This is a genomic window from Streptomyces sp. NPDC001373 (assembly GCF_042895815.1).
GTDB lineage: Bacteria > Actinomycetota > Actinomycetes > Streptomycetales > Streptomycetaceae > Streptomyces.
This window is the reverse complement of sequence record NZ_JBIAWQ010000001.1, coordinates 1,025,105-1,045,606: the sequence shown is the minus strand read 5'-3', so window position 1 is coordinate 1,045,606 and position 20,502 is coordinate 1,025,105. Positions and strand designations below refer to the sequence as shown.

At 68.5% G+C, this 20,502-nt stretch carries 17 protein-coding genes and 1 tRNA gene; 13 read left to right on the top strand and 5 right to left on the bottom strand.

The window, feature by feature from the left end:
* The first annotated feature begins 17 nt into the window (after positions 1 to 17).
* From ACFY15_RS05100 to ACFY15_RS05090, 3 genes are read left to right on the top strand one after another with little or no spacing between them, the layout of a single operon-like run.
* Positions 18 to 437, top strand: coding sequence for a DUF3291 domain-containing protein (locus ACFY15_RS05100; protein WP_390825015.1), 420 nt, complete (start codon positions 18 to 20; stop codon positions 435 to 437).
* Complete coding sequence (locus tag ACFY15_RS05095; protein ID WP_390687598.1) at positions 438 to 1,538, top strand: UDP-N-acetylmuramate dehydrogenase; 1,101 nt, start codon at positions 438 to 440, stop codon at positions 1,536 to 1,538.
* 1 nt (position 1,539) lies between these two features.
* Positions 1,540 to 1,956, top strand: a complete 417-nt coding sequence (locus tag ACFY15_RS05090; RefSeq protein ID WP_390687599.1) for a hypothetical protein — start codon at positions 1,540 to 1,542, stop codon at positions 1,954 to 1,956.
* Here ACFY15_RS05090 and ACFY15_RS05085 read toward each other — a convergent pair.
* Complete coding sequence (locus ACFY15_RS05085; protein WP_390825014.1) at positions 1,946 to 2,965, bottom strand: adenosine deaminase; 1,020 nt, start codon at positions 2,963 to 2,965, stop codon at positions 1,946 to 1,948. The genes ACFY15_RS05090 and ACFY15_RS05085 overlap by 11 nt on opposite strands.
* Positions 2,966 to 3,102: 137 nt before the next feature.
* Entirely contained in the window at positions 3,103 to 4,329 is a 1,227-nt protein-coding gene (locus ACFY15_RS05080; protein ID WP_390687601.1) for a pyridoxal phosphate-dependent aminotransferase, read from the bottom strand.
* 192 nt (positions 4,330 to 4,521) lie between these two features.
* Between ACFY15_RS05080 and ACFY15_RS05075 the strand changes: the two genes are divergently transcribed.
* The 10 genes from ACFY15_RS05075 (at position 4,522) to ACFY15_RS05030 (ending at position 17,837) form a co-directional block, all read left to right on the top strand.
* Positions 4,522 to 4,594 (top strand) — tRNA-Trp (locus ACFY15_RS05075).
* Positions 4,595 to 4,692: 98 nt separating this feature from the next.
* Complete coding sequence (secE, locus tag ACFY15_RS05070; protein WP_390825013.1) at positions 4,693 to 4,983, top strand: preprotein translocase subunit SecE; 291 nt, start codon at positions 4,693 to 4,695, stop codon at positions 4,981 to 4,983.
* Between the two features lie 84 nt (positions 4,984 to 5,067).
* Complete coding sequence (gene nusG, locus ACFY15_RS05065) at positions 5,068 to 5,979, top strand: transcription termination/antitermination protein NusG (RefSeq protein ID WP_390687603.1); 912 nt, start codon at positions 5,068 to 5,070, stop codon at positions 5,977 to 5,979.
* 166 nt (positions 5,980 to 6,145) lie between these two features.
* Positions 6,146 to 6,580, top strand: coding sequence for a 50S ribosomal protein L11 (rplK, locus tag ACFY15_RS05060; protein ID WP_042818558.1), 435 nt, complete (start codon positions 6,146 to 6,148; stop codon positions 6,578 to 6,580).
* A gap of 87 nt (positions 6,581 to 6,667) precedes the next feature.
* Positions 6,668 to 7,396: a 50S ribosomal protein L1 gene (gene rplA / locus ACFY15_RS05055; protein ID WP_042818557.1), complete on the top strand. Its 729-nt coding sequence runs from the start codon at positions 6,668 to 6,670 to the stop codon at positions 7,394 to 7,396.
* A 149-nt stretch (positions 7,397 to 7,545) separates the two neighbouring features.
* The gene (locus ACFY15_RS05050; RefSeq protein ID WP_390687604.1) at positions 7,546 to 8,454 is read left to right on the top strand and encodes an LppX_LprAFG lipoprotein; all 909 of its coding nucleotides are present in this window, start codon (positions 7,546 to 7,548) and stop codon (positions 8,452 to 8,454) included.
* A gap of 288 nt (positions 8,455 to 8,742) precedes the next feature.
* Positions 8,743 to 9,273 carry a 50S ribosomal protein L10 gene (rplJ, locus tag ACFY15_RS05045; protein ID WP_042818555.1) on the top strand — a complete coding sequence of 177 codons (531 nt, stop codon included), beginning with the start codon at positions 8,743 to 8,745 and terminating at the stop codon, positions 9,271 to 9,273.
* Positions 9,274 to 9,385: 112 nt separating this feature from the next.
* Positions 9,386 to 9,772 (top strand): 50S ribosomal protein L7/L12, encoded by a 387-nt coding sequence (gene rplL / locus ACFY15_RS05040; protein ID WP_042818554.1) that lies wholly within the window; start codon positions 9,386 to 9,388, stop codon positions 9,770 to 9,772.
* A 587-nt stretch (positions 9,773 to 10,359) separates the two neighbouring features.
* Complete coding sequence (gene rpoB, locus ACFY15_RS05035; RefSeq protein WP_390687605.1) at positions 10,360 to 13,842, top strand: DNA-directed RNA polymerase subunit beta; 3,483 nt, start codon at positions 10,360 to 10,362, stop codon at positions 13,840 to 13,842.
* A gap of 95 nt (positions 13,843 to 13,937) precedes the next feature.
* On the top strand, positions 13,938 to 17,837 hold the full coding sequence (locus ACFY15_RS05030; RefSeq protein WP_344163457.1) for a DNA-directed RNA polymerase subunit beta': 3,900 nt from the start codon (positions 13,938 to 13,940) through the stop codon (positions 17,835 to 17,837).
* Between the two features lie 59 nt (positions 17,838 to 17,896).
* On the opposite strand, the gene ACFY15_RS05025 is transcribed toward ACFY15_RS05030, so the two are convergent.
* From ACFY15_RS05025 to ACFY15_RS05015, 3 genes are read right to left on the bottom strand one after another with little or no spacing between them, the layout of a single operon-like run.
* The gene (locus ACFY15_RS05025; protein WP_390825012.1) at positions 17,897 to 18,862 is read right to left on the bottom strand and encodes a M48 family metalloprotease; all 966 of its coding nucleotides are present in this window, start codon (positions 18,860 to 18,862) and stop codon (positions 17,897 to 17,899) included.
* A gap of 28 nt (positions 18,863 to 18,890) precedes the next feature.
* On the bottom strand, positions 18,891 to 19,382 hold the full coding sequence (locus tag ACFY15_RS05020; protein ID WP_390687607.1) for a Pycsar system effector family protein: 492 nt from the start codon (positions 19,380 to 19,382) through the stop codon (positions 18,891 to 18,893).
* Positions 19,379 to 20,497: a hypothetical protein gene (locus ACFY15_RS05015; protein ID WP_390687608.1), complete on the bottom strand. Its 1,119-nt coding sequence runs from the start codon at positions 20,495 to 20,497 to the stop codon at positions 19,379 to 19,381. The genes ACFY15_RS05020 and ACFY15_RS05015 overlap by 4 nt, the downstream gene beginning before the upstream one ends.
* Between the last annotated feature and the right edge of the window lie 5 nt (positions 20,498 to 20,502).

Below are 20,502 nucleotides of genomic sequence, written 5' to 3'. Positions count from 1 at the left end.
AGACAAGGAGACCCGCCGTGCCCGACATCCCCTGGACCACCCCCACCGCACCCGCCCCCGACGCCGAGGTCTATGTCATGGCCTCCCGCTTCGAGACCGCCACCCTCACCGGTGCCCTCAGGTTCTTCCTCAAGGCGCCCGGCATCATCGCCCAGATCCGCAAGGCCCCCGGCGCCCACGGAGCCGCCCTCCGCGCCCGCGTGTCCCGCCGCACCTTCCTCACCCTCTCCGCCTGGGAGGACCGGGACGCCCTCCACCGCTTCGCCCGCAGCGAGCCCCACCGCTCCAGCGCCCGCGCCGCCGCCGCGTACACGAAGGAATCCGTTTTCACCTTCTGGACCGTCCCCGCCGCCGGACTGCCCGTCACCTGGGCCGAGGCCGAGCGGCGCCTGGCCGCGGAGAGCGCCCGGCAGGACGAGCGGAAGCGGGGCCACTGAGTGCCCCGCCGGGATGCGAGGGGGACGGACCGTACTCTTGTCCACGTGCAGGAACTCCACGACGCCCCCCTCGCCCCGCTGACCACCTTCCGCCTCGGCGGCCCCGCGGCCCGGCTGGTCACCGCGACCACCGACGCCGAGGTCGTCGAAACCGTCCGCGCCGCGGACGCGAGCGGCACCCCGCTCCTCGTCATCGGCGGCGGCAGCAACCTCGTCATCGGCGACGAGGGCTTCGCCGGCACCGCCCTGCGCATCGCCACCACCGGCTTCACCCTGGACGGCACCACCCTGGAGCTCGCCGCCGGCGAGAACTGGAGCGACGCCGTCGCCCGCACCGTCGAGGCCGGCCTCGCGGGCATCGAGTGCCTCGCCGGCATCCCCGGCTCCGCCGGCGCCACCCCGATCCAGAACGTCGGGGCGTACGGCCAGGAGGTGTGCGACACCATCACCGAGGTCGTCGCCTACGACCGCACCACCGGCGAGACCGTCACCCTGACCGCCGCCGAGTGCGCCTTCCGGTACCGCCACAGCCTCTTCAAGGACCAGCCCGACCGCTACGTCGTCCTGCGCGTGCGCTTCGCCCTGGAGGACGCGGGCGGCCTCTCCGCGCCCATCAAGTACCCCGAGACGGCCCGCGCCCTCGGCGTCGAGGCCGGCGACCGCGTTCCGGCCGCCACCGCCCGCGAGACCGTCCTGCGCCTGCGCGCCGGCAAGGGCATGGTCCTCGACCCCGCCGACCACGACACCTGGTCCGCCGGATCCTTCTTCCACAACCCGATCCTGACCGACGAGGCCTACGCCGCCTTCCTCGTCCGCGCCCAGGACCGCCTCGGCCCCGACACCGCCCCGCCCGCCTACCCGGCCGGCGAGGGCCGTACGAAGACCAGCGCGGCCTGGCTGATCGACAAGGCCGGCTTCACCAAGGGCTACGGCACCGGTCCCGCCCGCATCTCCACCAAGCACACCCTCGCCCTCACCAACCGCGGCGAGGCCACCACCGAGGACCTGCTGGCCCTGGCCCGCGAGGTCGTCGCCGGGGTCCACGCGGCCTTCGGCGTCACCCTCGTCAACGAGCCGGTGACGGTCGGCGTCCGCATCTGACATGAACTGCCCCCTGCACGGGGCCGGCACGGACCCCACACGCCTGGTGGGACGCCAGATCAGCCGGGTCGTCGCGTCCTGGCACATCTGCGAGGGCGAGCGCTCCGAGGCCCCGCTCGACGTCTGGCTGATCGACAGCGCCGGCGAGTCCACCCGCATCACCACCGGGTCCGACCACTGCCTCATCGTCGAGTCCGCCCCGCCCCACGCCCCGTACGACATGGGGGAGTGGGGCCGGGTCGAGGTCGGCGAGGACCTCGGGGAGCACCCCTTCCTGCGCCACCTCGGCCAGACCGTCGAGTCGGTCGCCGAATTCGCGCTGCCCGAGCAGGGCCGCACCCACCTGGAGATCGGCTTCCCCGACGGTCACCGGGTCCGGGCCGACTGCCACCAGGGGGACCTGCGGCTCACCCGTTGAGCCAGTGGTCGATCCCGTCGAGCAGCTTCGCCTTGACCTCCTCCGGCGCGGCCGAACCCCGCACCGACTGGCGGGCCAGCTCGGCGAGCTCCGCGTCCGTGAAGGCGTGGTGGCGGCGGGCGATCTCGTACTGGGCCGCCAGCCGGGACCCGAACAGCAGCGGGTCGTCCGCGCCCAGCGCCATGGGCACCCCCGCCTCGAAGAGGGTGCGCAGCGGGACGTCCTCGGGCCGCTCGTAGACGCCCAGCGCGACGTTGGACGCGGGGCAGACCTCGCAGGTGACCTGCCGGTCCGCGAGCCGCTTCAGCAGCCGCGGGTCCTCGGCCGCCCGGACGCCGTGCCCGATGCGGGCGGCGCGCAGGTCGTCGAGGCAGTCGCGGACCGAGGAGGGGCCCGTGAGCTCGCCGCCGTGCGGGGCCGCCAGCAGGCCGCCCTCGCGAGCGATGGCGAAGGCCCGGTCGAAGTCGCGGGCCATGCCGCGGCGCTCGTCGTTGGAGAGGCCGAAGCCGACGATTCCCCGGTCGGCGTAGCGGACGGCCAGACGGGCGAGGGTGCGGGCGTCCAGGGGGTGCTTCATCCGGTTGGCGGCGATCAGCACCCGCATGCCCAGACCGGTCTCGCGGGAGGCCGCGTCGACGGCGTCGAGGATGATCTCCACCGCCGGGATCAGGCCGCCGAGCAGCGGGGCGTAGGAGGTGGGGTCCACCTGGATCTCCAGCCAGCCGCTGCCGTCCCGCACGTCCTCCTCGGCGGCCTCGCGGACCAGGCGCCGGATGTCCTCCGGCTCACGCAGACAGGAGCGGGCCGCGTCGTAGAGCCGCTGGAAGCGGAACCAGCCGCGTTCATCCGTGGCCCGGAGCTTGGGCGGCTCCCCGGCGGTCAGGGCGTCCGGCAGCCGGACGCCGTACTTGTCGGCCAGCTCCAGCAGGGTCGACGGGCGCATCGAGCCGGTGAAGTGCAGGTGCAGATGGGCCTTCGGCAGAAGCGTGAGATCGCGTGCGTGCTCCATCTGGTGATCCTGCCGTATCGGTCACCCGAATGGCAGGGGGATTACCCGAACGGGACATTGCCCGAACATGAATCTGACGCCGGACGCGCCGGAGCGGCCGCACCCGCGTGGGTGAGGCCGCTCCGGTCGTCTACTGCTCAGGCCTTGGCCTCGGCCAGCAGGTTCTGGATCCGGGTCACGCCCTCGACCAGGTCCTCGTCGCCCAGGGCGTAGGACAGGCGCAGGTAGCCGGGGGTGCCGAAGGCCTCGCCCGGGACGACCGCGACCTCGGCCTCGTCCAGGATCAGCGCGGCCAGCTCGACCGAGGTCTGCGGGCGCTTGCCGCGGATCTCCCTGCCGAGCAGCTCCTTGACCGACGGGTACGCGTAGAACGCGCCCTCGGGGGTCGGGCAGAAGACGCCGTCGATCTCGTTGAGCATCTTCACCATCGTCTGGCGGCGGCGGTCGAAGGCCTTGCGCATCTCGGCGACGGCGTCGAGGTCGCCCGAGACGGCGGCCAGCGCGGCGACCTGGGCCACGTTGGAGACGTTGGAGGTGGCGTGCGACTGCAGGTTCGTCGCGGCCTTGATGACGTCCTGCGGGGCGATGACCCAGCCCACGCGCCAGCCGGTCATCGCGTACGTCTTGGCGACGCCGTTGACGACGATGCACTTGTCGCGCAGCGCCGGGACCAGCACGGGCAGCGAGGTGAACTTCGCGTCGCCGTAGACCAGGTGCTCGTAGATCTCGTCGGTCAGCACCCACAGGCCGTGCCCGGCGGCCCACTCGCCGATCGCCTTCGCGTCGGCCTCGCTGTAGACCGCGCCCGTCGGGTTGGACGGGGAGACGAACAGGACGACCTTGGTGCGCTCGGTGCGCGCCGCTTCCAGCTGCTCGACGGAGACCCGGTAACCGGTGGTCTCGTCGGCGACGACCTCGACCGGGACACCGCCGGCGAGCCGGATCGACTCCGGGTAGGTGGTCCAGTACGGGGCCGGGACGATGACCTCGTCGCCCGGGTCGAGGATCGCCGCGAAGGCCTCGTAGATGGCCTGCTTGCCGCCGTTGGTCACCAGGACCTGGGACGCGTCCACCTCGTAGCCGGAGTCGCGCAGCGTCTTGGCGGCGATGGCCTTCTTGAGCTCGGGCAGGCCGCCCGCCGGCGTGTAGCGGTGGAACTTCGGGTCGCGGCAGGCCGCGACCGCCGCCTCGACGATGTAGTCCGGGGTCGGGAAGTCGGGCTCGCCCGCGCCGAAGCCGATCACCGGGCGCCCGGCGGCCTTGAGGGCCTTGGCCTTGGCGTCGACGGCGAGGGTCGCGGACTCGGAGATGGCGCCGATACGGGCGGACACCCGGCGCTCGGAGGAAGGCGTTGCAGAGGTCATGCGGCCAATCGTCCCAGACGCTCCGGAGGCCCCGCACAACGTTTCAGTCACCGGACGGAGCACGTCCGGATCTTCTCTGTTCGACGTCAGGCCCAGGACCACGTATGCTCTGCTGTCGTTGGTCCTCACCAAACGCCCCGGGGCGTGAGCACTCCGTGCACTCGTCCGGATGCGGTAGGTTGGGGAACGCAAAGGGTCGTAGCTCAATTGGTAGAGCACTGGTCTCCAAAACCAGCGGTTGGGGGTTCGAGTCCCTCCGGCCCTGCTCCACACTCCTTCTCGGATGTGTGTGCGCAGGTACGTATTTCGATGCAACGCCGTGCGGCGCAACCGGGCGCGGCTACGGCCACGACCCGGATTCAGGTGAGAGACGTGACGGACGCCCTGGGCTCCATCGACATGCCTGACGCCGACAACGACACGCGCGAGAAGAAGGCCCGCAAGGGTGGCAAGCGCGGGAAGAAGGGCCCTCTCGGCCGCCTCGCGCTGTTCTACCGCCAGATCGTCGCGGAGCTCCGCAAGGTCGTCTGGCCCACTCGAAACCAGCTCACGACGTACACCACCGTGGTGATTGTCTTCGTGGTCATCATGATCGGTCTGGTGACCGTGATTGACTATGGATTCCAGGAAGCCATCAAGTTCGTCTTCGGCTGATCCCCGCGGAGGGCGGCCCCTTGATGGGTGCCGCCCCTTTTCGCATGTTCCACCACCTTTTGTATCCAGGAAGAAGCAGCCACCGTGTCTGACCCGAACCTGAACGCGAGCCACGACTCCGTCGAGTCCGTCGAGGACGAGCTCGACATCGTCGAGGCGGCAGACGCTGTGGACCCCGACGAGGCCGAGCTCGCCGACGCCGAGGCCGGCATCGCCGCCGAGGACGCCGCCCTGCACGTCGAGGACGACGAGGACGCTGACGAGGACGACGCCGAGGACGACGCCGAGGCCGAGGAAGCCGACGAGGACGCCGAGGACGAGGGCGACGTCGAGGCCGCCGCCGAGGAGGAGGCCGAGGAGGCCGCCCCCGCCGAGCCCGTCGACCCGATCCAGGCGCTGCGCGACGAGCTCCGCCTGCTCCCCGGCGAGTGGTACGTGATCCACACCTACGCGGGCTACGAGAAGCGCGTGAAGGCCAACCTGGAGCAGCGCGCCGTCTCGCTGAACGTCGAGGAGTTCATCTACCAGGCCGAGGTGCCCGAGGAAGAGATCGTCCAGATCAAGAACGGCGAGCGCAAGAACGTCCGGCAGAACAAGCTGCCCGGCTACGTGCTCGTCCGCATGGACCTGACGAACGAGTCCTGGGGCGTCGTCCGCAACACCCCCGGTGTCACGGGCTTCGTCGGCAACGCGTACGACCCGTACCCGCTGACCCTGGACGAGATCGTCAAGATGCTCGCCCCGGAGGCGCAGGAGAAGGCCGCCAAGCAGGCTGCCGAGGAGGCCGGCCTGCCCGCGCCCGCCGTCAAGCGCACCATCGAGGTCCTGGACTTCGAGGTCGGCGACTCGGTCACCGTCACCGACGGCCCGTTCGCGACGCTCCAGGCGACGATCAACGAGATCAACCCGGACTCGAAGAAGGTCAAGGGCCTCGTCGAGATCTTCGGCCGCGAGACCCCGGTCGAGCTGAGCTTCGACCAGATCCAGAAGAACTGAACCTTCTGGACAACGCTTCCGAACAGGTCAGACCAGCCCGAAAAAGGCGGTCTGACCTGCTCGGTTTTTAGCCCCGCACCGATACCCGTTATCGTGGTGCGGTATGCCTCCATCCGGATGACCGGACGGAAGGCTGGAAAACTCTCACTAGGACCCGGAGAGAGCAATGCCTCCCAAGAAGAAGAAGGTCACGGGGCTTATCAAGCTCCAGATCAAGGCCGGTGCGGCCAACCCGGCTCCGCCGGTCGGCCCCGCGCTCGGTCAGCACGGCGTCAACATCATGGAGTTCTGCAAGGCCTACAACGCCGCGACCGAGTCGCAGCGTGGCATGGTCGTGCCGGTGGAGATCACGGTCTACGAGGACCGCTCCTTCACCTTCGTCACCAAGACCCCGCCGGCCGCGCGCCTCATCCTGAAGCACGCCGGCATCGAGAAGGGCTCCGGCGAGCCGCACAAGACCAAGGTCGCGAAGCTCACGCGTGACCAGGTCCGCGAGATCGCCACGATCAAGATGCCCGACCTCAACGCGAACGACCTGGACGCCGCCGAGAAGATCATCGCCGGCACCGCCCGTTCCATGGGTGTCACGGTCGAGGGCTGATCTCGCCCCTCGCAGTTCCCCAGTGGTAGGACCAAGCGCTGGTCCGTACCACGACTCCATGCCTGAAGCACTTACACAGGAGCAGAAGTGAAGCGCAGCAAGACTCTCCGCGCTGCGGACGCCAAGGTCGACCGGGAGAAGCTCTACGCTCCCCTCGAGGCCGTCCGTCTCGCCAAGGAGACCAGCACCACCAAGTTCGACGCCACCGTCGAGGTTGCCTTCCGCCTGGGTGTCGACCCGCGCAAGGCCGACCAGATGGTCCGCGGCACCGTGAACCTCCCGCACGGCACCGGTAAGACCGCCCGGGTCCTGGTCTTCGCGACCGGTGACCGTGCTGCGGCCGCGGAAGCCGCCGGCGCCGACATCGTCGGCGACGACGAGCTGATCAACGAGATCGCCAAGGGCAACCGCCTGAACGAGTTCGACGCCGTCGTGGCGACCCCGGACCTCATGGGCAAGGTCGGCCGCCTCGGCCGCGTGCTCGGTCCGCGTGGTCTCATGCCGAACCCGAAGACCGGCACCGTCACCATGGACGTCGCCAAGGCTGTCACCGACATCAAGGGTGGCAAGATCGAGTTCCGCGTCGACAAGCACTCGAACCTGCACTTCATCATCGGCAAGGTCTCCTTCTCCGATGAGCAGCTGGTCGAGAACTACGCCGCGGCGCTGGACGAGATCGTCCGTCTGAAGCCGTCCGCCGCCAAGGGCCGCTACATCAAGAAGGCCGCCCTGAGCACCACGATGGGCCCCGGCATCCAGCTGGACTCCAACCGCACCCGGAACCTCCTCGTCGAGGAAGACCCGGCCGCGGTCTGAGCCTCACGGCTCGCCTGAGTGGCTGAAAGGGCCCCTCGCCTCCCCCCACGGGAGGCGAGGGGCCCGTTTCGTTCTCCGCCCGACGCGGTGGCCCGTGCGAACCGAAAACCGGAACGACTTTTCGTTCTCTTTACCGTAGGGTCGAGCGGTTGGCCGATCACACCAGGGGTGGGGACTCCATGCTCGTGCACCGCAAGAACAAGACCGCCATGGCCGCACTGGCCGCTGTACTGCTCGTGGGCGGCGCCACGACCGCCTGTGAGGGCGGCAAGAAGGACGAGGGGGCCACGGCGGGGGCCCCGCGGTCCGCGGAGCCCTCCGCGGCCGGCAAGCCCGCCCAGGGGGCGGCGGGGGCGACGCCGGCGGCCTACCTGGAGAAGGTGAGGAAGAACTCCGAGGAGATCACCTCCCTCCGCTACACCGTGACCGGCACCACCGGGGGCCGGCCGGTCAGCGCGGAGACCTCCGTCCGCCTCAGGCCCGCCCCGGCCATGTCCGTGAAGATGGCGGCGCCGGGCCAGGAGGGGGCGGCGGAGATCCGCCTGGTCGACGACGCCCTGTACATGGGCTCCGAGGGCCAGTGGCTGAAGTTCGACGCGAAGAACCCGGACCCGGCGGCCTCGAAGCGGATGCAGGGCGCCGACGGCCCCGCGGAGAACCCGGGCGACCGCGCCGGCGACCTGATGGGCGCCAAGGACCTCAAGACCGTCGGTGAGGAGACGGTCGACGGGGTGAAGACGCGGCACGTCTCCGGCACGGTCACCGTCGAGCAGATGCGGGCCTCCCTCGCCACCGCCACCCCCGAGGCCAGGGAGCGCCGCGAGAAGTCCCTCCAGAAGCTGGAAGGCGAGGGCGTCACGACCATGAACACGGACATGTGGATCGACGAGAGCGGCCACACCAGGCAGGTCCGCAACCGCGCTGACGCCAAGAGCGGCCCGATGGACGTGACGATCAAGTTCCTGGACTACAACAAGCCGGTCGACATCACGGCCCCGCCGGCCGACCAGGTCCTGGACCTCGGCCAGGCGGCGAAGGACGGCTCGGGCCAGGGCTGACCGGACCGGCCTCCGGACCCGTCGGGGGGCGGGTCCGGAGGCCGATTTGCTCCGGCCCGCATGCTTCGCGTACGCTTCCCCAGAAGCCAAAGACCGCTGGTCGTTGCCGTGCCCGACGAGGGTGCGGCGGCCGAAGGATCCGCTACTGCGGACGACCCGCGCAGGTGACTGTGGAATCGTTCCTGGAAATTTTTCCGGTTGAGCTACGCCCTGACGCCTGCGTCGGGGCGTTTTGTATGTCAGCCCCTTCTGAGCGGTCCTCATCACCCGGAAGGAGGCCGACGCTCTATGGCAAGGCCCGACAAGGCTGCCGACGTAGCCGAGCTTGAGGACAAGTTCCGCAGCTCGAACGCCGTTGTGCTGACCGAGTACCGGGGTCTCACCGTGAAGCAGCTCAAGACGCTGCGTCGTTCGCTCGGTGAGAACGCCCAGTACGCCGTGGTGAAGAACACGCTGACCAAGATTGCGGCGAACAACGCCGGGATCACCTCGCTCGACGACCAGTTCACTGGTCCGACGGGTGCCGCCTTCATCACCGGTGACCCGGTGGAGTCGGCCAAGGGTCTTCGTGACTTCGCCAAGGAGAACCCGAACCTGATCATCAAGGGCGGTGTCCTTGATGGCAAGGCGCTGTCCGCCGATGACATCAAGAAGCTTGCGGACCTCGAGTCCCGCGAGGTTCTGCTCAGCAAGCTGGCCGGCGCGTTCAAGGGCAAGCAGTCCCAGGCTGCCTCGCTCTTCCAGGCGCTGCCGTCGAAGTTCGTCCGCACCGCGGAAGCGCTTCGCGTCAAGCTCGCCGAGCAGGGCGGTGCCGAGTAATTCGGCTCGCGCACTGATCCACGCCGCCTAGTGCGTGGGTCGTAGCGGGCCGTTACGCCCGCCTCTCTAGACATTTTCGGCACCTGCCGAATTAGTGGAAGGATCGCCCATCATGGCGAAGCTCTCTCAGGAAGACCTCCTCGCCCAGTTCGAGGAGATGACCCTCATCGAGCTCTCCGAGTTCGTGAAGGCCTTCGAGGAGAAGTTCGACGTCACCGCCGCTGCGGCCGTCGCCGTTGCCGCCCCGGGTGCCCCCGGCGCCGGTGCCGTGGCCGAGGTCGAGGAGAAGGACGAGTTCGACGTCATCCTCACCGGCGCCGGCGACAAGAAGATCCAGGTCATCAAGGTCGTGCGCGAGCTGACCTCCCTGGGTCTGAAGGAGGCCAAGGACCTCGTCGACGGCACCCCGAAGCCGGTCCTCGAGAAGGCCAACAAGGAAGCCGCTGACAAGGCCGCTGAGGCCCTCAAGGCCGCTGGTGCCTCGGTCGAGGTCAAGTAACACCTCTGAGGCCGCCTGACGGCCTCAACCAAGGGCGATCACCCGTAAGGGTGGTCGCCCTTTGGCGTATTCGCAGTGCCTGACTTGCCCTGGTCTCGTTGGGGAGTAGGGTGATCATCGTTGCCTCGACGCAGGGTCCGGAGATGATCCGCTCGGAGCACGGGGCCTTGACGAACGGCCAGCGGCGCGCAATTCTCAGTCCCGTCGTGAGGTCGCCCGGGCCGATCCGAGATCCGAGGCATGGATCGACTACGAAGAGGGCAGTACTGATACGCGCTCTGTGTGCGGGCGCTGCGGCAAGGGCCGCGGTGTTGGTAGGACGCGGTGTTGACTGAGGACGTGGGGAAGGGCCTGTTGCCGGTTTCCGGAAACCTGGTCTGGACATCAGTGAGCCAAGTGGCTACACTGACCCTTTGCGCTGCCTGTTAGCTGTCCCCTGCCCGTCGCCAGGGGCATGCCCACGCTCGAGCACACCGGATTGATACGCCCTGACCTGGTCTTTTAGTCCAGCTGGGGAGGCTCTGTCTTCTGTGTCGGCTGGGACCGGTACGCGCGTAGTGAGTCCGAGCCCTCGGAAGGACCCCCTCTTGGCCGCCTCGCGCAACGCCTCGACCAATACGAACACCGGTGCCAGCACCGCCCCGCTGCGCATCTCCTTTGCAAAGATCAAGGAGCCCCTCGAGGTTCCGAACCTCCTGGCGCTGCAGACCGAGAGCTTTGACTGGCTGCTCGGCAACGCCGCCTGGAAGTCTCGCGTCGAGTCGGCGCTTGAGAGTGGACAGGACGTCCCCACCAAGTCCGGTCTGGAAGAGATCTTCGAGGAGATCTCGCCGATCGAGGACTTCTCCGGGTCGATGTCGCTGACGTTCCGCGACCACCGGTTCGAGCCGGCGAAGAACTCCGTCGACGAGTGCAAGGAGCGCGACTTCACGTACGCGGCGCCGCTCTTCGTCACGGCCGAGTTCACGAACAACGAGACCGGTGAGATCAAGTCTCAGACGGTCTTCATGGGCGACTTCCCGCTCATGACCAACAAGGGCACCTTCGTCATCAACGGCACCGAGCGCGTCGTCGTGTCGCAGCTCGTCCGTTCCCCGGGTGTCTACTTCGACTCCTCCATCGACAAGACGTCCGACAAGGACATCTTCTCCGCCAAGATCATCCCCTCCCGGGGTGCCTGGCTGGAGATGGAGGTCGACAAGCGCGACATGGTCGGCGTCCGCATCGACCGCAAGCGCAAGCAGTCCGTCACCGTCCTCCTCAAGGCCCTCGGCTGGACCACCGAGCAGATCCTCGAGGAGTTCGGCGAGTACGAGTCCATGCGCGCCACCCTGGAGAAGGACCACACCCAGGGCCAGGACGACGCGCTGCTCGACATCTACCGCAAGCTGCGCCCGGGCGAGCCGCCGACCCGCGAGGCCGCCCAGACGCTGCTCGAGAACCTCTACTTCAACCCGAAGCGCTACGACCTCGCGAAGGTCGGCCGCTACAAGGTGAACAAGAAGCTCGGCGCCGACGAGCCGCTCGACGCCGGTGTGCTCACCACCGACGACATCATCGCGACGATCAAGTACCTCGTGAAGCTCCACGCGGGCGAGACCGAGACCGTCGGCGAGTCCGGCCGGGAGATCGTCGTCGAGACCGACGACATCGACCACTTCGGCAACCGTCGTATCCGCAACGTCGGCGAGCTCATCCAGAACCAGGTCCGTACGGGTCTCGCCCGTATGGAGCGCGTCGTGCGCGAGCGCATGACCACCCAGGACGTCGAGGCGATCACGCCGCAGACCCTGATCAACATCCGGCCGGTCGTCGCCTCCATCAAGGAGTTCTTCGGCACCAGCCAGCTGTCGCAGTTCATGGACCAGAACAACCCGCTGTCGGGCCTGACGCACAAGCGTCGTCTCAACGCCCTCGGCCCGGGTGGTCTGTCCCGTGAGCGGGCCGGCTTCGAGGTCCGAGACGTCCACCCGTCGCACTACGGCCGCATGTGCCCGATCGAGACGCCCGAAGGCCCGAACATCGGTCTGATCGGCTCGCTCGCCTCCTACGGCCGCATCAACCCGTTCGGTTTCATCGAGACCCCGTACCGCAAGGTCGCCGAGGGTGTCGTCACCGACGAGGTCGACTACGTCACCGCCGACGAGGAAGACCGCTTCGTCATCGCCCAGGCGAACGCCCGCCTCGACGACGACATGCGCTTCACCGAGGGTCGCGTCCTGGTCCGCAAGCGTGGCGGCGAGGTCGACTACGTCGAGCCGTCCGACGTGGACTACATGGACGTCTCGCCGCGCCAGATGGTGTCCGTCGCGACCGCGATGATCCCCTTCCTCGAGCACGACGACGCCAACCGCGCCCTCATGGGCGCGAACATGATGCGCCAGGCCGTTCCGCTCATCAAGGCGGAGGCCCCGCTCGTCGGCACCGGCATGGAGTACCGCTGCGCGGTCGACGCCGGCGACTCGATCAAGGCGGAGAAGGACGGTGTCGTCCAGGAGGTCTCGGCCGACTACATCACCGTCGCCAACGACGACGGCACGTACACCACGTACCGCGTCGCCAAGTTCTCCCGCTCGAACCAGGGCACCTCGGTCAACCAGAAGGTCATCGTCAACGAGGGCGACCGGATCGTCGAGGCCCAGGTCCTCGCCGACGGCCCGGCCACCGAAGAGGGCGAGATGGCCCTCGGCAAGAACCTGCTCGTCGCGTTCATGCCGTGGGAAGGCCACAACTACGAGGACGCGATCATCCTGTCGCAGCGCCTCGTGCAGGACGACGTCCTCTCCTCGATCCACATCGAGGAGCACGAGGTCGACGCCCGTGACACCAAGCTCGGCCCCGAGGAGATCACCCGGGACATCCCGAACGTCTCCGAGGAGGTCCTCGCGGACCTCGACGAGCGCGGCATCATCCGCATCGGTGCGGACGTCGTCGCCGGCGACATCCTGGTCGGCAAGGTCACCCCGAAGGGTGAGACCGAGCTGACCCCGGAGGAGCGCCTGCTCCGCGCGATCTTCGGTGAGAAGGCCCGCGAGGTGCGTGACACCTCGCTCAAGGTGCCTCACGGTGAGATCGGCAAGGTCATCGGTGTCCGCGTCTTCGACCGCGAGGAGGGCGACGAGCTTCCTCCGGGCGTGAACCAGCTGGTCCGCGTCTACGTGGCCCAGAAGCGCAAGATCACCGACGGTGACAAGCTCGCCGGCCGTCACGGCAACAAGGGTGTCATCTCCAAGATCCTCCCGATCGAGGACATGCCCTTCCTCGAGGACGGCACCCCGGTCGACATCATCCTCAACCCGCTGGGTGTCCCGTCCCGAATGAACCCGGGACAGGTCCTGGAGATCCACCTCGGCTGGCTCGCCAGCCGCGGCTGGGACGTCTCCGGCCTCGCGGACGAGTGGGCGCAGCGCCTCCAGGCGATCGGCGCCGACCAGGTCGCCCCCGGCACCAACGTCGCCACCCCCGTCTTCGACGGTGCGCGCGAGGACGAGCTGGCCGGCCTGCTCCAGCACACCATCCCGAACCGCGACGGCGAGCGCATGGTGCTCCCGACCGGCAAGGCGCGCCTGTTCGACGGCCGCTCCGGCGAGCCGTTCCCGGACCCGATCTCGGTCGGGTACATGTACATCCTCAAGCTGCACCACCTGGTCGACGACAAGCTCCACGCCCGTTCGACCGGTCCGTACTCGATGATCACGCAGCAGCCGCTGGGTGGTAAGGCGCAGTTCGGTGGTCAGCGCTTCGGTGAGATGGAGGTGTGGGCGCTTGAGGCATACGGCGCCGCGTACGCGCTCCAGGAACTCCTGACGATCAAGTCCGACGACGTGACCGGCCGCGTGAAGGTCTACGAGGCCATCGTCAAGGGCGAGAACATCCCCGAGCCGGGCATTCCCGAGTCCTTCAAGGTGCTCATCAAGGAAATGCAGTCGCTCTGCCTCAACGTGGAGGTGCTGTCCTCGGACGGCATGTCCATCGAGATGCGCGACACCGACGAGGACGTCTTCCGCGCGGCGGAGGAGCTCGGTATCGACCTGTCCCGGCGCGAGCCGAGCAGCGTCGAAGAGGTCTGACGGGCCTGGCCGGGGGATCCGACAGATCCCCCGGCCGCCCCGGGACCGTTCAGACCATGATTGAGACTCGACCCCGAAAGAGGGATTGACGCACAGTGCTCGACGTCAACTTCTTCGACGAGCTGCGGATCGGCCTTGCCACCGCGGACGACATCCGAACCTGGTCGCACGGCGAGGTCAAGAAGCCGGAGACCATCAACTACCGCACCCTCAAGCCCGAGAAGGACGGACTCTTCTGCGAGAAGATCTTCGGTCCTACCCGGGACTGGGAGTGCTACTGCGGCAAGTACAAGCGTGTCCGCTTCAAGGGCATCATCTGTGAGCGCTGTGGCGTCGAGGTCACGCGCGCCAAGGTGCGCCGTGAGCGGATGGGCCACATCGAGCTTGCCGCTCCCGTCACCCACATCTGGTATTTCAAGGGCGTCCCGTCGCGCCTGGGCTACCTGCTGGACCTCGCGCCGAAGGACCTCGAGAAGGTCATCTACTTCGCCGCGTACATGATCACGTTCGTCGACGACGAGCGCCGTCAGCGCGACCTGCCGTCGCTGGAGGCCCACGTCTCCGTCGAGCGCCAGCAGATCGAGAACCGCCGCGACGCCGACCTCGAAGGCCGCGCCAAGAAGCTCGAGAGCGACCTGGCCGAGCTCGAGGCCGAGGGCGCCAAGGCCGACGTGCGCCGCAAGGTGCGCGAGGGCGCCGAGCGCGAGATGAAGCAGCTCCGTGACCGCGCCCAGCGCGAGATCGACCGCCTTGACGAGGTGTGGAACCGCTTCAAGAACCTCAAGGTCCAGGACCTCGAGGGCGACGAGCTCCTCTACCGCGAGCTGCGTGACCGCTTCGGCACGTACTTCGACGGCTCGATGGGTGCCGCGGCGCTGCAGAAGCGCCTGGAGTCCTTCGACCTGGAGGAGGAGGCCGAGCGCCTCCGCGAGATCATCCGTACCGGCAAGGGCCAGAAGAAGACCCGTGCGCTCAAGCGCCTCAAGGTCGTCTCCGCGTTCCTGCAGACGAGCAACAGCCCCAAGGGCATGGTCCTGGACTGCGTCCCGGTCATCCCGCCGGACCTGCGTCCGATGGTGCAGCTCGACGGTGGCCGCTTCGCGACCTCCGACCTGAACGACCTGTACCGCCGCGTCATCAACCGCAACAACCGCCTGAAGCGCCTTCTCGACCTCGGTGCCCCCGAGATCATCGTGAACAACGAGAAGCGCATGCTCCAGGAGGCCGTGGACGCGCTCTTCGACAACGGTCGTCGCGGCCGCCCGGTGACGGGCCCCGGCAACCGCCCGCTGAAGTCCCTCAGCGACATGCTGAAGGGCAAGCAGGGTCGATTCCGTCAGAACCTCCTCGGCAAGCGCGTGGACTACTCCGCGCGTTCCGTGATCGTCGTCGGTCCGCAGCTCAAGCTGCACCAGTGCGGTCTGCCGAAGGCGATGGCGCTGGAGCTCTTCAAGCCGTTCGTGATGAAGCGCCTGGTCGACCTGAACCACGCGCAGAACATCAAGTCGGCGAAGCGCATGGTCGAGCGCGGCCGCACGGTCGTGTACGACGTGCTCGAAGAGGTCATCGCCGAGCACCCGGTCCTGCTGAACCGTGCGCCCACGCTGCACCGCCTCGGCATCCAGGCCTTCGAGCCCCAGCTGGTCGAAGGCAAGGCCATCCAGATCCACCCGCTCGTCTGCACCGCGTTCAACGCGGACTTCGACGGTGACCAGATGGCCGTCCACCTGCCGCTCTCCGCGGAGGCGCAGGCCGAGGCCCGCATCCTGATGCTGTCCTCGAACAACATCCTCAAGCCGGCCGACGGCCGTCCGGTCACGATGCCGACGCAGGACATGGTCCTGGGTCTGTTCTTCCTGACCACCGACGGTGAGCTCCGTGACGTCAAGGGCGAGGGCCGCGCGTTCGGCTCGACCGCCGAGGCGATCATGGCGTTCGACGCCGGCGAGCTCGCGCTGCAGTCGTCCGTCGACATCCGCTTCCCGGTGGGCACCATCCCGCCGCGCGGCTGGGTGCCGCCGGTCGCCGAGGAGGGCGAGCAGGAGTTCCAGCCGGGCGACAGCTTCCGTCTGAAGACGACCCTGGGCCGTGCGCTCTTCAACGAGCTGCTGCCCGAGGACTACCCGTTCGTCGACTACTCGGTGGGTAAGAAGCAGCTCTCCGAGATCGTCAACGACCTGGCGGAGCGCTACCCCAAGGTCATCGTGGCGGCGACGCTCGACAACCTGAAGGCGGCCGGCTTCCACTGGGCGACCCGTTCGGGCGTCACCGTGGCCATCTCCGACGTCGTCGTGCCCGAGGCCAAGAAGGCCATCGTCGCGGGCTACGAGGCGATGGACGAGAAGGTCCAGAAGCAGTACGAGCGCGGTCTGATCACCAAGGACGAGCGCACGCAGGAGCTCATCGCGATCTGGACCAAGGCGACCAACGAGGTTGCCGAGGCGATGAACGCGAACTTCCCCAAGACGAACCCCATCTTCATGATGGTTGACTCGGGTGCCCGAGGAAACATGATGCAGATGCGACAGATCGCCGGTATGCGTGGTCTGGTGTCGAACGCGAAGAACGAGACCATCCCGCGTCCGATCAAGGCGTCCTTCCGTGAGGGCCTCACCGTTCTGGAGTACTTCATCTCCACGCACGGTGCCCGTAAGGGTCTGGCGGACACCGCCCTGCGTACCGCCGACTCGGGTTACCTCACCCGTCGTCTGGTGGACGTCTCGCAGGACGTCATCATCCGCGAGGAGGACTGCGGCACCGAGCGCGGCCTCAAGCTCAAGATCGGCACCAAGGACGAGACGGGTGTCCTCCGCAAGGCGGACGACGTCGAGACCTCCGTGTACGCCCGCATGCTGGCCGAGGACGTCGTCATCGACGGCAAGGTCATCGCGCCGGCGAACGTGGACCTCGGCGACGTGCTCATCGACGCCCTCATCGCGAACGGCGTCGAGGAGGTCAAGACCCGCTCGGTCCTGACCTGTGAGTCCGCCGTCGGCACCTGTGCCTTCTGCTACGGCCGCTCGCTGGCCACCGGCAAGCTGGTCGACATCGGTGAGGCGGTCGGCATCATCGCCGCCCAGTCCATCGGTGAGCCCGGTACCCAGCTGACGATGCGTACCTTCCACACCGGTGGTGTGGCCGGTGACGACATCACGCAGGGTCTGCCGCGTGTCGTCGAGCTCTTCGAGGCCCGTACCCCGAAGGGTGTCGCCCCGATCTCCGAGGCCGCCGGCCGCGTGCGGATCGAGGAGACCGAGAAGACGAAGAAGATCGTCATCACGCCCGACGACGGCAGCGAGGAGACGGCCTTCCCGATCTCCAAGCGCGCCAAGGTCATCGTGCACGAGGGCGACCACGTCGAGGTGGGCCAGAAGCTCACCATGGGTGCCACCAACCCGCACGACGTGCTGCGCATCCTCGGCCAGCGCGCCGTCCAGGTCCACCTGGTCGGCGAAGTCCAGAAGGTCTACAACTCGCAGGGCGTGTCGATCCACGACAAGCACATCGAGATCATCATCCGGCAGATGCTGCGCCGCGTGACGATCATCGAGTCCGGCGACGCGGAGCTCCTTCCGGGCGAGCTCGTCGAGCGCTCCCGCTTCGAGACCGAGAACCGTCGTGTGGTCACCGAGGGCGGTCACCCCGCCTCCGGCCGTCCGCAGCTGATGGGTATCACCAAGGCCTCGCTGGCGACGGAGTCCTGGCTGTCGGCCGCCTCCTTCCAGGAGACGACCCGAGTCCTGACGGACGCGGCGATCAACGCCAAGTCCGACAGCCTCATCGGCCTCAAGGAGAACGTCATCATCGGTAAGCTCATCCCGGCCGGTACGGGTCTGTCCCGCTACCGCAACATCCGGGTCGAGCCGACCGAGGAGGCCAAGGCCGCGATGTACTCGGCCGTCGGCTACGACGACATCGACTACTCGCCCTTCGGCACCGGCTCCGGCCAGGCTGTCCCGCTGGAGGACTACGACTACGGCCCGTACAACGGCTGAGGTCTGAGGCAGTAGACCGCAGGGCGGTCACCCGAAAGGGTGGCCGCCCTGCGGCGTTCCTAGCCCCGGCCCTCCAGGTACCGCTGGAGGTGGTGCAGCCGGGTGCGGGGATCGGGATGGTGAGACAGGAGCCGTGCCGCGAACCGGGGTCGCCGCGCCGTACCGGGCAGCGCGGACTCCTCGGCGAGCCGCTCGTGGAGCGTCCGGACGAGGGGTCGCCCGAAGCCGAGGCGGGCCGCGTGCACGTCGGCACGCAACTCGGCCCGCCTGCCGACCGCTGCCGTCAGACAGGGCAGCGCCAGCAGGAGCAGAGGGAGGCCGTAGGTGGCCTTCAGCGTGGCGAACGCCAGGTAGCAGCTGAGGATCACGAGCACGCTCAGGGCCGTGACCGACGTACCGCGCACGGTACGGACCAGCCAGGGCCTCACCAGGGCGAGCCCCCGCCATGCCAAACGGCCGGGTATGGCGTACCACCAGCTGAGCATGTCCGACCATGCGTGACCGCTGCTGTGGTGTCCCAGCTCGTGTGCGAGCACGGCGGCCAGCCTTGAAGTGGGCAGGTCCCGCAGCGCCCGGCGGCTCACGGCGACGATGTGTCCGGCTGCGGCGAGGCCGTTCACGTTGTCACTGTCCTCGACCCACAGTTCGTACCTGTTCCCGTCCACTCCGGCGCGGGCCGTGACCTCACGCCACACCGGCACCAGCCTGGCCAGCTCGGTGGGAACGGGGCGGTGCAGACCCAGGAGGTGACGGGCGAGGAACCCCTCGGCCGGCCTGTGGAAGGCAAGGATCCCCGAGGCGGCCCAGAGCGCCGTGGGCAGCCACACCGGTACGCCCAGCCAGGCACGGAGTGCCAACGCCACCGCCAGGACCACCGCGAAGCTGAGCAGAAACGCGGGAAGGTGCAGCGTGAGCCCGAGCCACGCGGTGCGGTCCGTACGGCGCTGCCGGGCCCGGTAAGTGACACGGGTACCGGGCCCGTTCCGGTATTCGAGGTCGTCGGGTGGCGCTTGCGGGTCGTGCATAAGGGCCTCCAAGAACGGGATCAGGTCATCAGAGGAACAGGGCCACGGGCAGCGCCACCGCTCCGAAGCCGTAGGCCAGCAGGCCGGCCCGGATCCACTGGTGCTTACGGACCGCGATCCGGCTGTTCGCGGCGAGTGCGGTGAGCACCGCACGGCCCGGGTCGTGGCCCGTGTCGGCCAGGGCCTCGGCCAAACGGCCCTGCCGGTCGGCGGAACGGATGTCGCCGAAGTAGGCCAAGGGGCTGCCCGTCTGCCAGTCGGAGCGCAGAGACCGCGGCAGAACGGCGAGGAGCAGCGCCAACAGGGCCACCGCCAGGGCCCCTGCCCCGGACCACCAGAGGACCGGGCCGCAGCCCGACAGGGAACCGGGAGACCGGTGTGGCCCGAACTGCTGGCCACCGACCACACCGGCGGTCATGCCCAGGGCCCCGACGAGCAGGGCCGCCTTGGTGTCGGCACGGGCGATCTCGACGCGCAGGTCGGAGAGGAGCCGGACCGCGACCTCGTCCTCGGCGGTCACCGGAGCTCACCGGGGGTTTCGGGGAGGGCGGGCGGAACCACCGGCTGCCAGGTGTCCACGTCCGCCGTCGGCTGCACAGGCAGGCGGACGGGAACGGTCTCCGCCCGGGACGCCGGCTTTTCGACCGCCGGTTCCTCGGGGGCACGCTCATCGGGCACGTGCTGGCCGAGGACGGCATGGAGCGCGTCCATCGCGAGCCGCCGCGGTCCCTCCAGCTCGAAGGGCTCGGTACCCGTCTTGGTCAGCATGTCCTTGATCAGGTTCATCTGGGCCCGCACGTGCTCCCTGTGGTCCTCGCGAAGCGTGGCCAAGGCCTTCGCGGAGTCCTGCGGGTGCTGGGTCAGGTGCAGGGCCCAGGCGTCGATACCGCCGCGGGCCAGGTACTCGCGGTAGAAGTCGATCCGCTGTGCTTCGAGTTCCTGCAGGTCCAGGCGCTGCCGGTGCTGGGCTCGGGCGCGTGAGGCCTTTTCCTGGTCGACCCGGGCGCCCTCCTGCTCGGCCAGGAGCTCCTCGGTGGTCGTGTGTTCGATCCGCTGGAGGCGGCGGGCGTGGGCGACGTTGTCCTCGTCGCGTCGGAGCCGGACGGTCCACATGACGCGGAGGCCCGCCTCTTCGCCCAGGGGTTTTCCTTCGTGCACCACGGTCAGTACCTCAGCCTCGGCACCCGCGCTGTCGGCGATCGGAAAGCGACGGGTGACCGGCCTGGCGGCCCGCTCCAGTTCGCCCAGCAGGAGACGGGGGACGTCGCGGTGACCGCTGCGGACGAACCGGACCGGGTCGGTGACCTGCCAGTCGAGTTCGACGCTCACATCGAACTCGTGGGCGTCGTCGACGCTGGGCAAGGGCACTCGGGTCCGCACGGCGTGCACCCCCATGTCCACCTCGTACACGGCGGCGTAGCGCCGAGGGATCCGACGGGGTCGGTGCGGCGGACGGAAGACCTCGAAGTCGCCACGCCTGGTCGTGAAGACGAGGGTGTGATCGATTCGGGTGGACGGGCCGCCGGCCAGGCCGAGACGACCCAGCTGGCGGACGGTGACGACCGGGTCCCGCAGCAGGGTGTGCCGGTCGGCGTGCTGGTCCCAGTCGGTGGAGTGGTACAGAGGGCTGGGCATGTCGG

Coding starts and splice junctions, on each gene's coding strand:
- ACFY15_RS05015 (WP_390687608.1), bottom strand. CDS start 20,497: ATGCCCAGCCCTCTGTACCACTCCACCGACTGGGACCAGCACGCCGAC.
- ACFY15_RS05080 (WP_390687601.1), bottom strand. CDS start 4,329: ATGACCTCTGCAACGCCTTCCTCCGAGCGCCGGGTGTCCGCCCGTATC.
- rplJ (WP_042818555.1), top strand. CDS start 8,743: ATGGCAAGGCCCGACAAGGCTGCCGACGTAGCCGAGCTTGAGGACAAG.
- ACFY15_RS05090 (WP_390687599.1), top strand. CDS start 1,540: ATGAACTGCCCCCTGCACGGGGCCGGCACGGACCCCACACGCCTGGTG.
- rplK (WP_042818558.1), top strand. CDS start 6,146: ATGCCTCCCAAGAAGAAGAAGGTCACGGGGCTTATCAAGCTCCAGATC.
- ACFY15_RS05085 (WP_390825014.1), bottom strand. CDS start 2,965: ATGGAGCACGCACGCGATCTCACGCTTCTGCCGAAGGCCCATCTGCAC.
- rplL (WP_042818554.1), top strand. CDS start 9,386: ATGGCGAAGCTCTCTCAGGAAGACCTCCTCGCCCAGTTCGAGGAGATG.
- ACFY15_RS05025 (WP_390825012.1), bottom strand. CDS start 18,862: ATGCACGACCCGCAAGCGCCACCCGACGACCTCGAATACCGGAACGGG.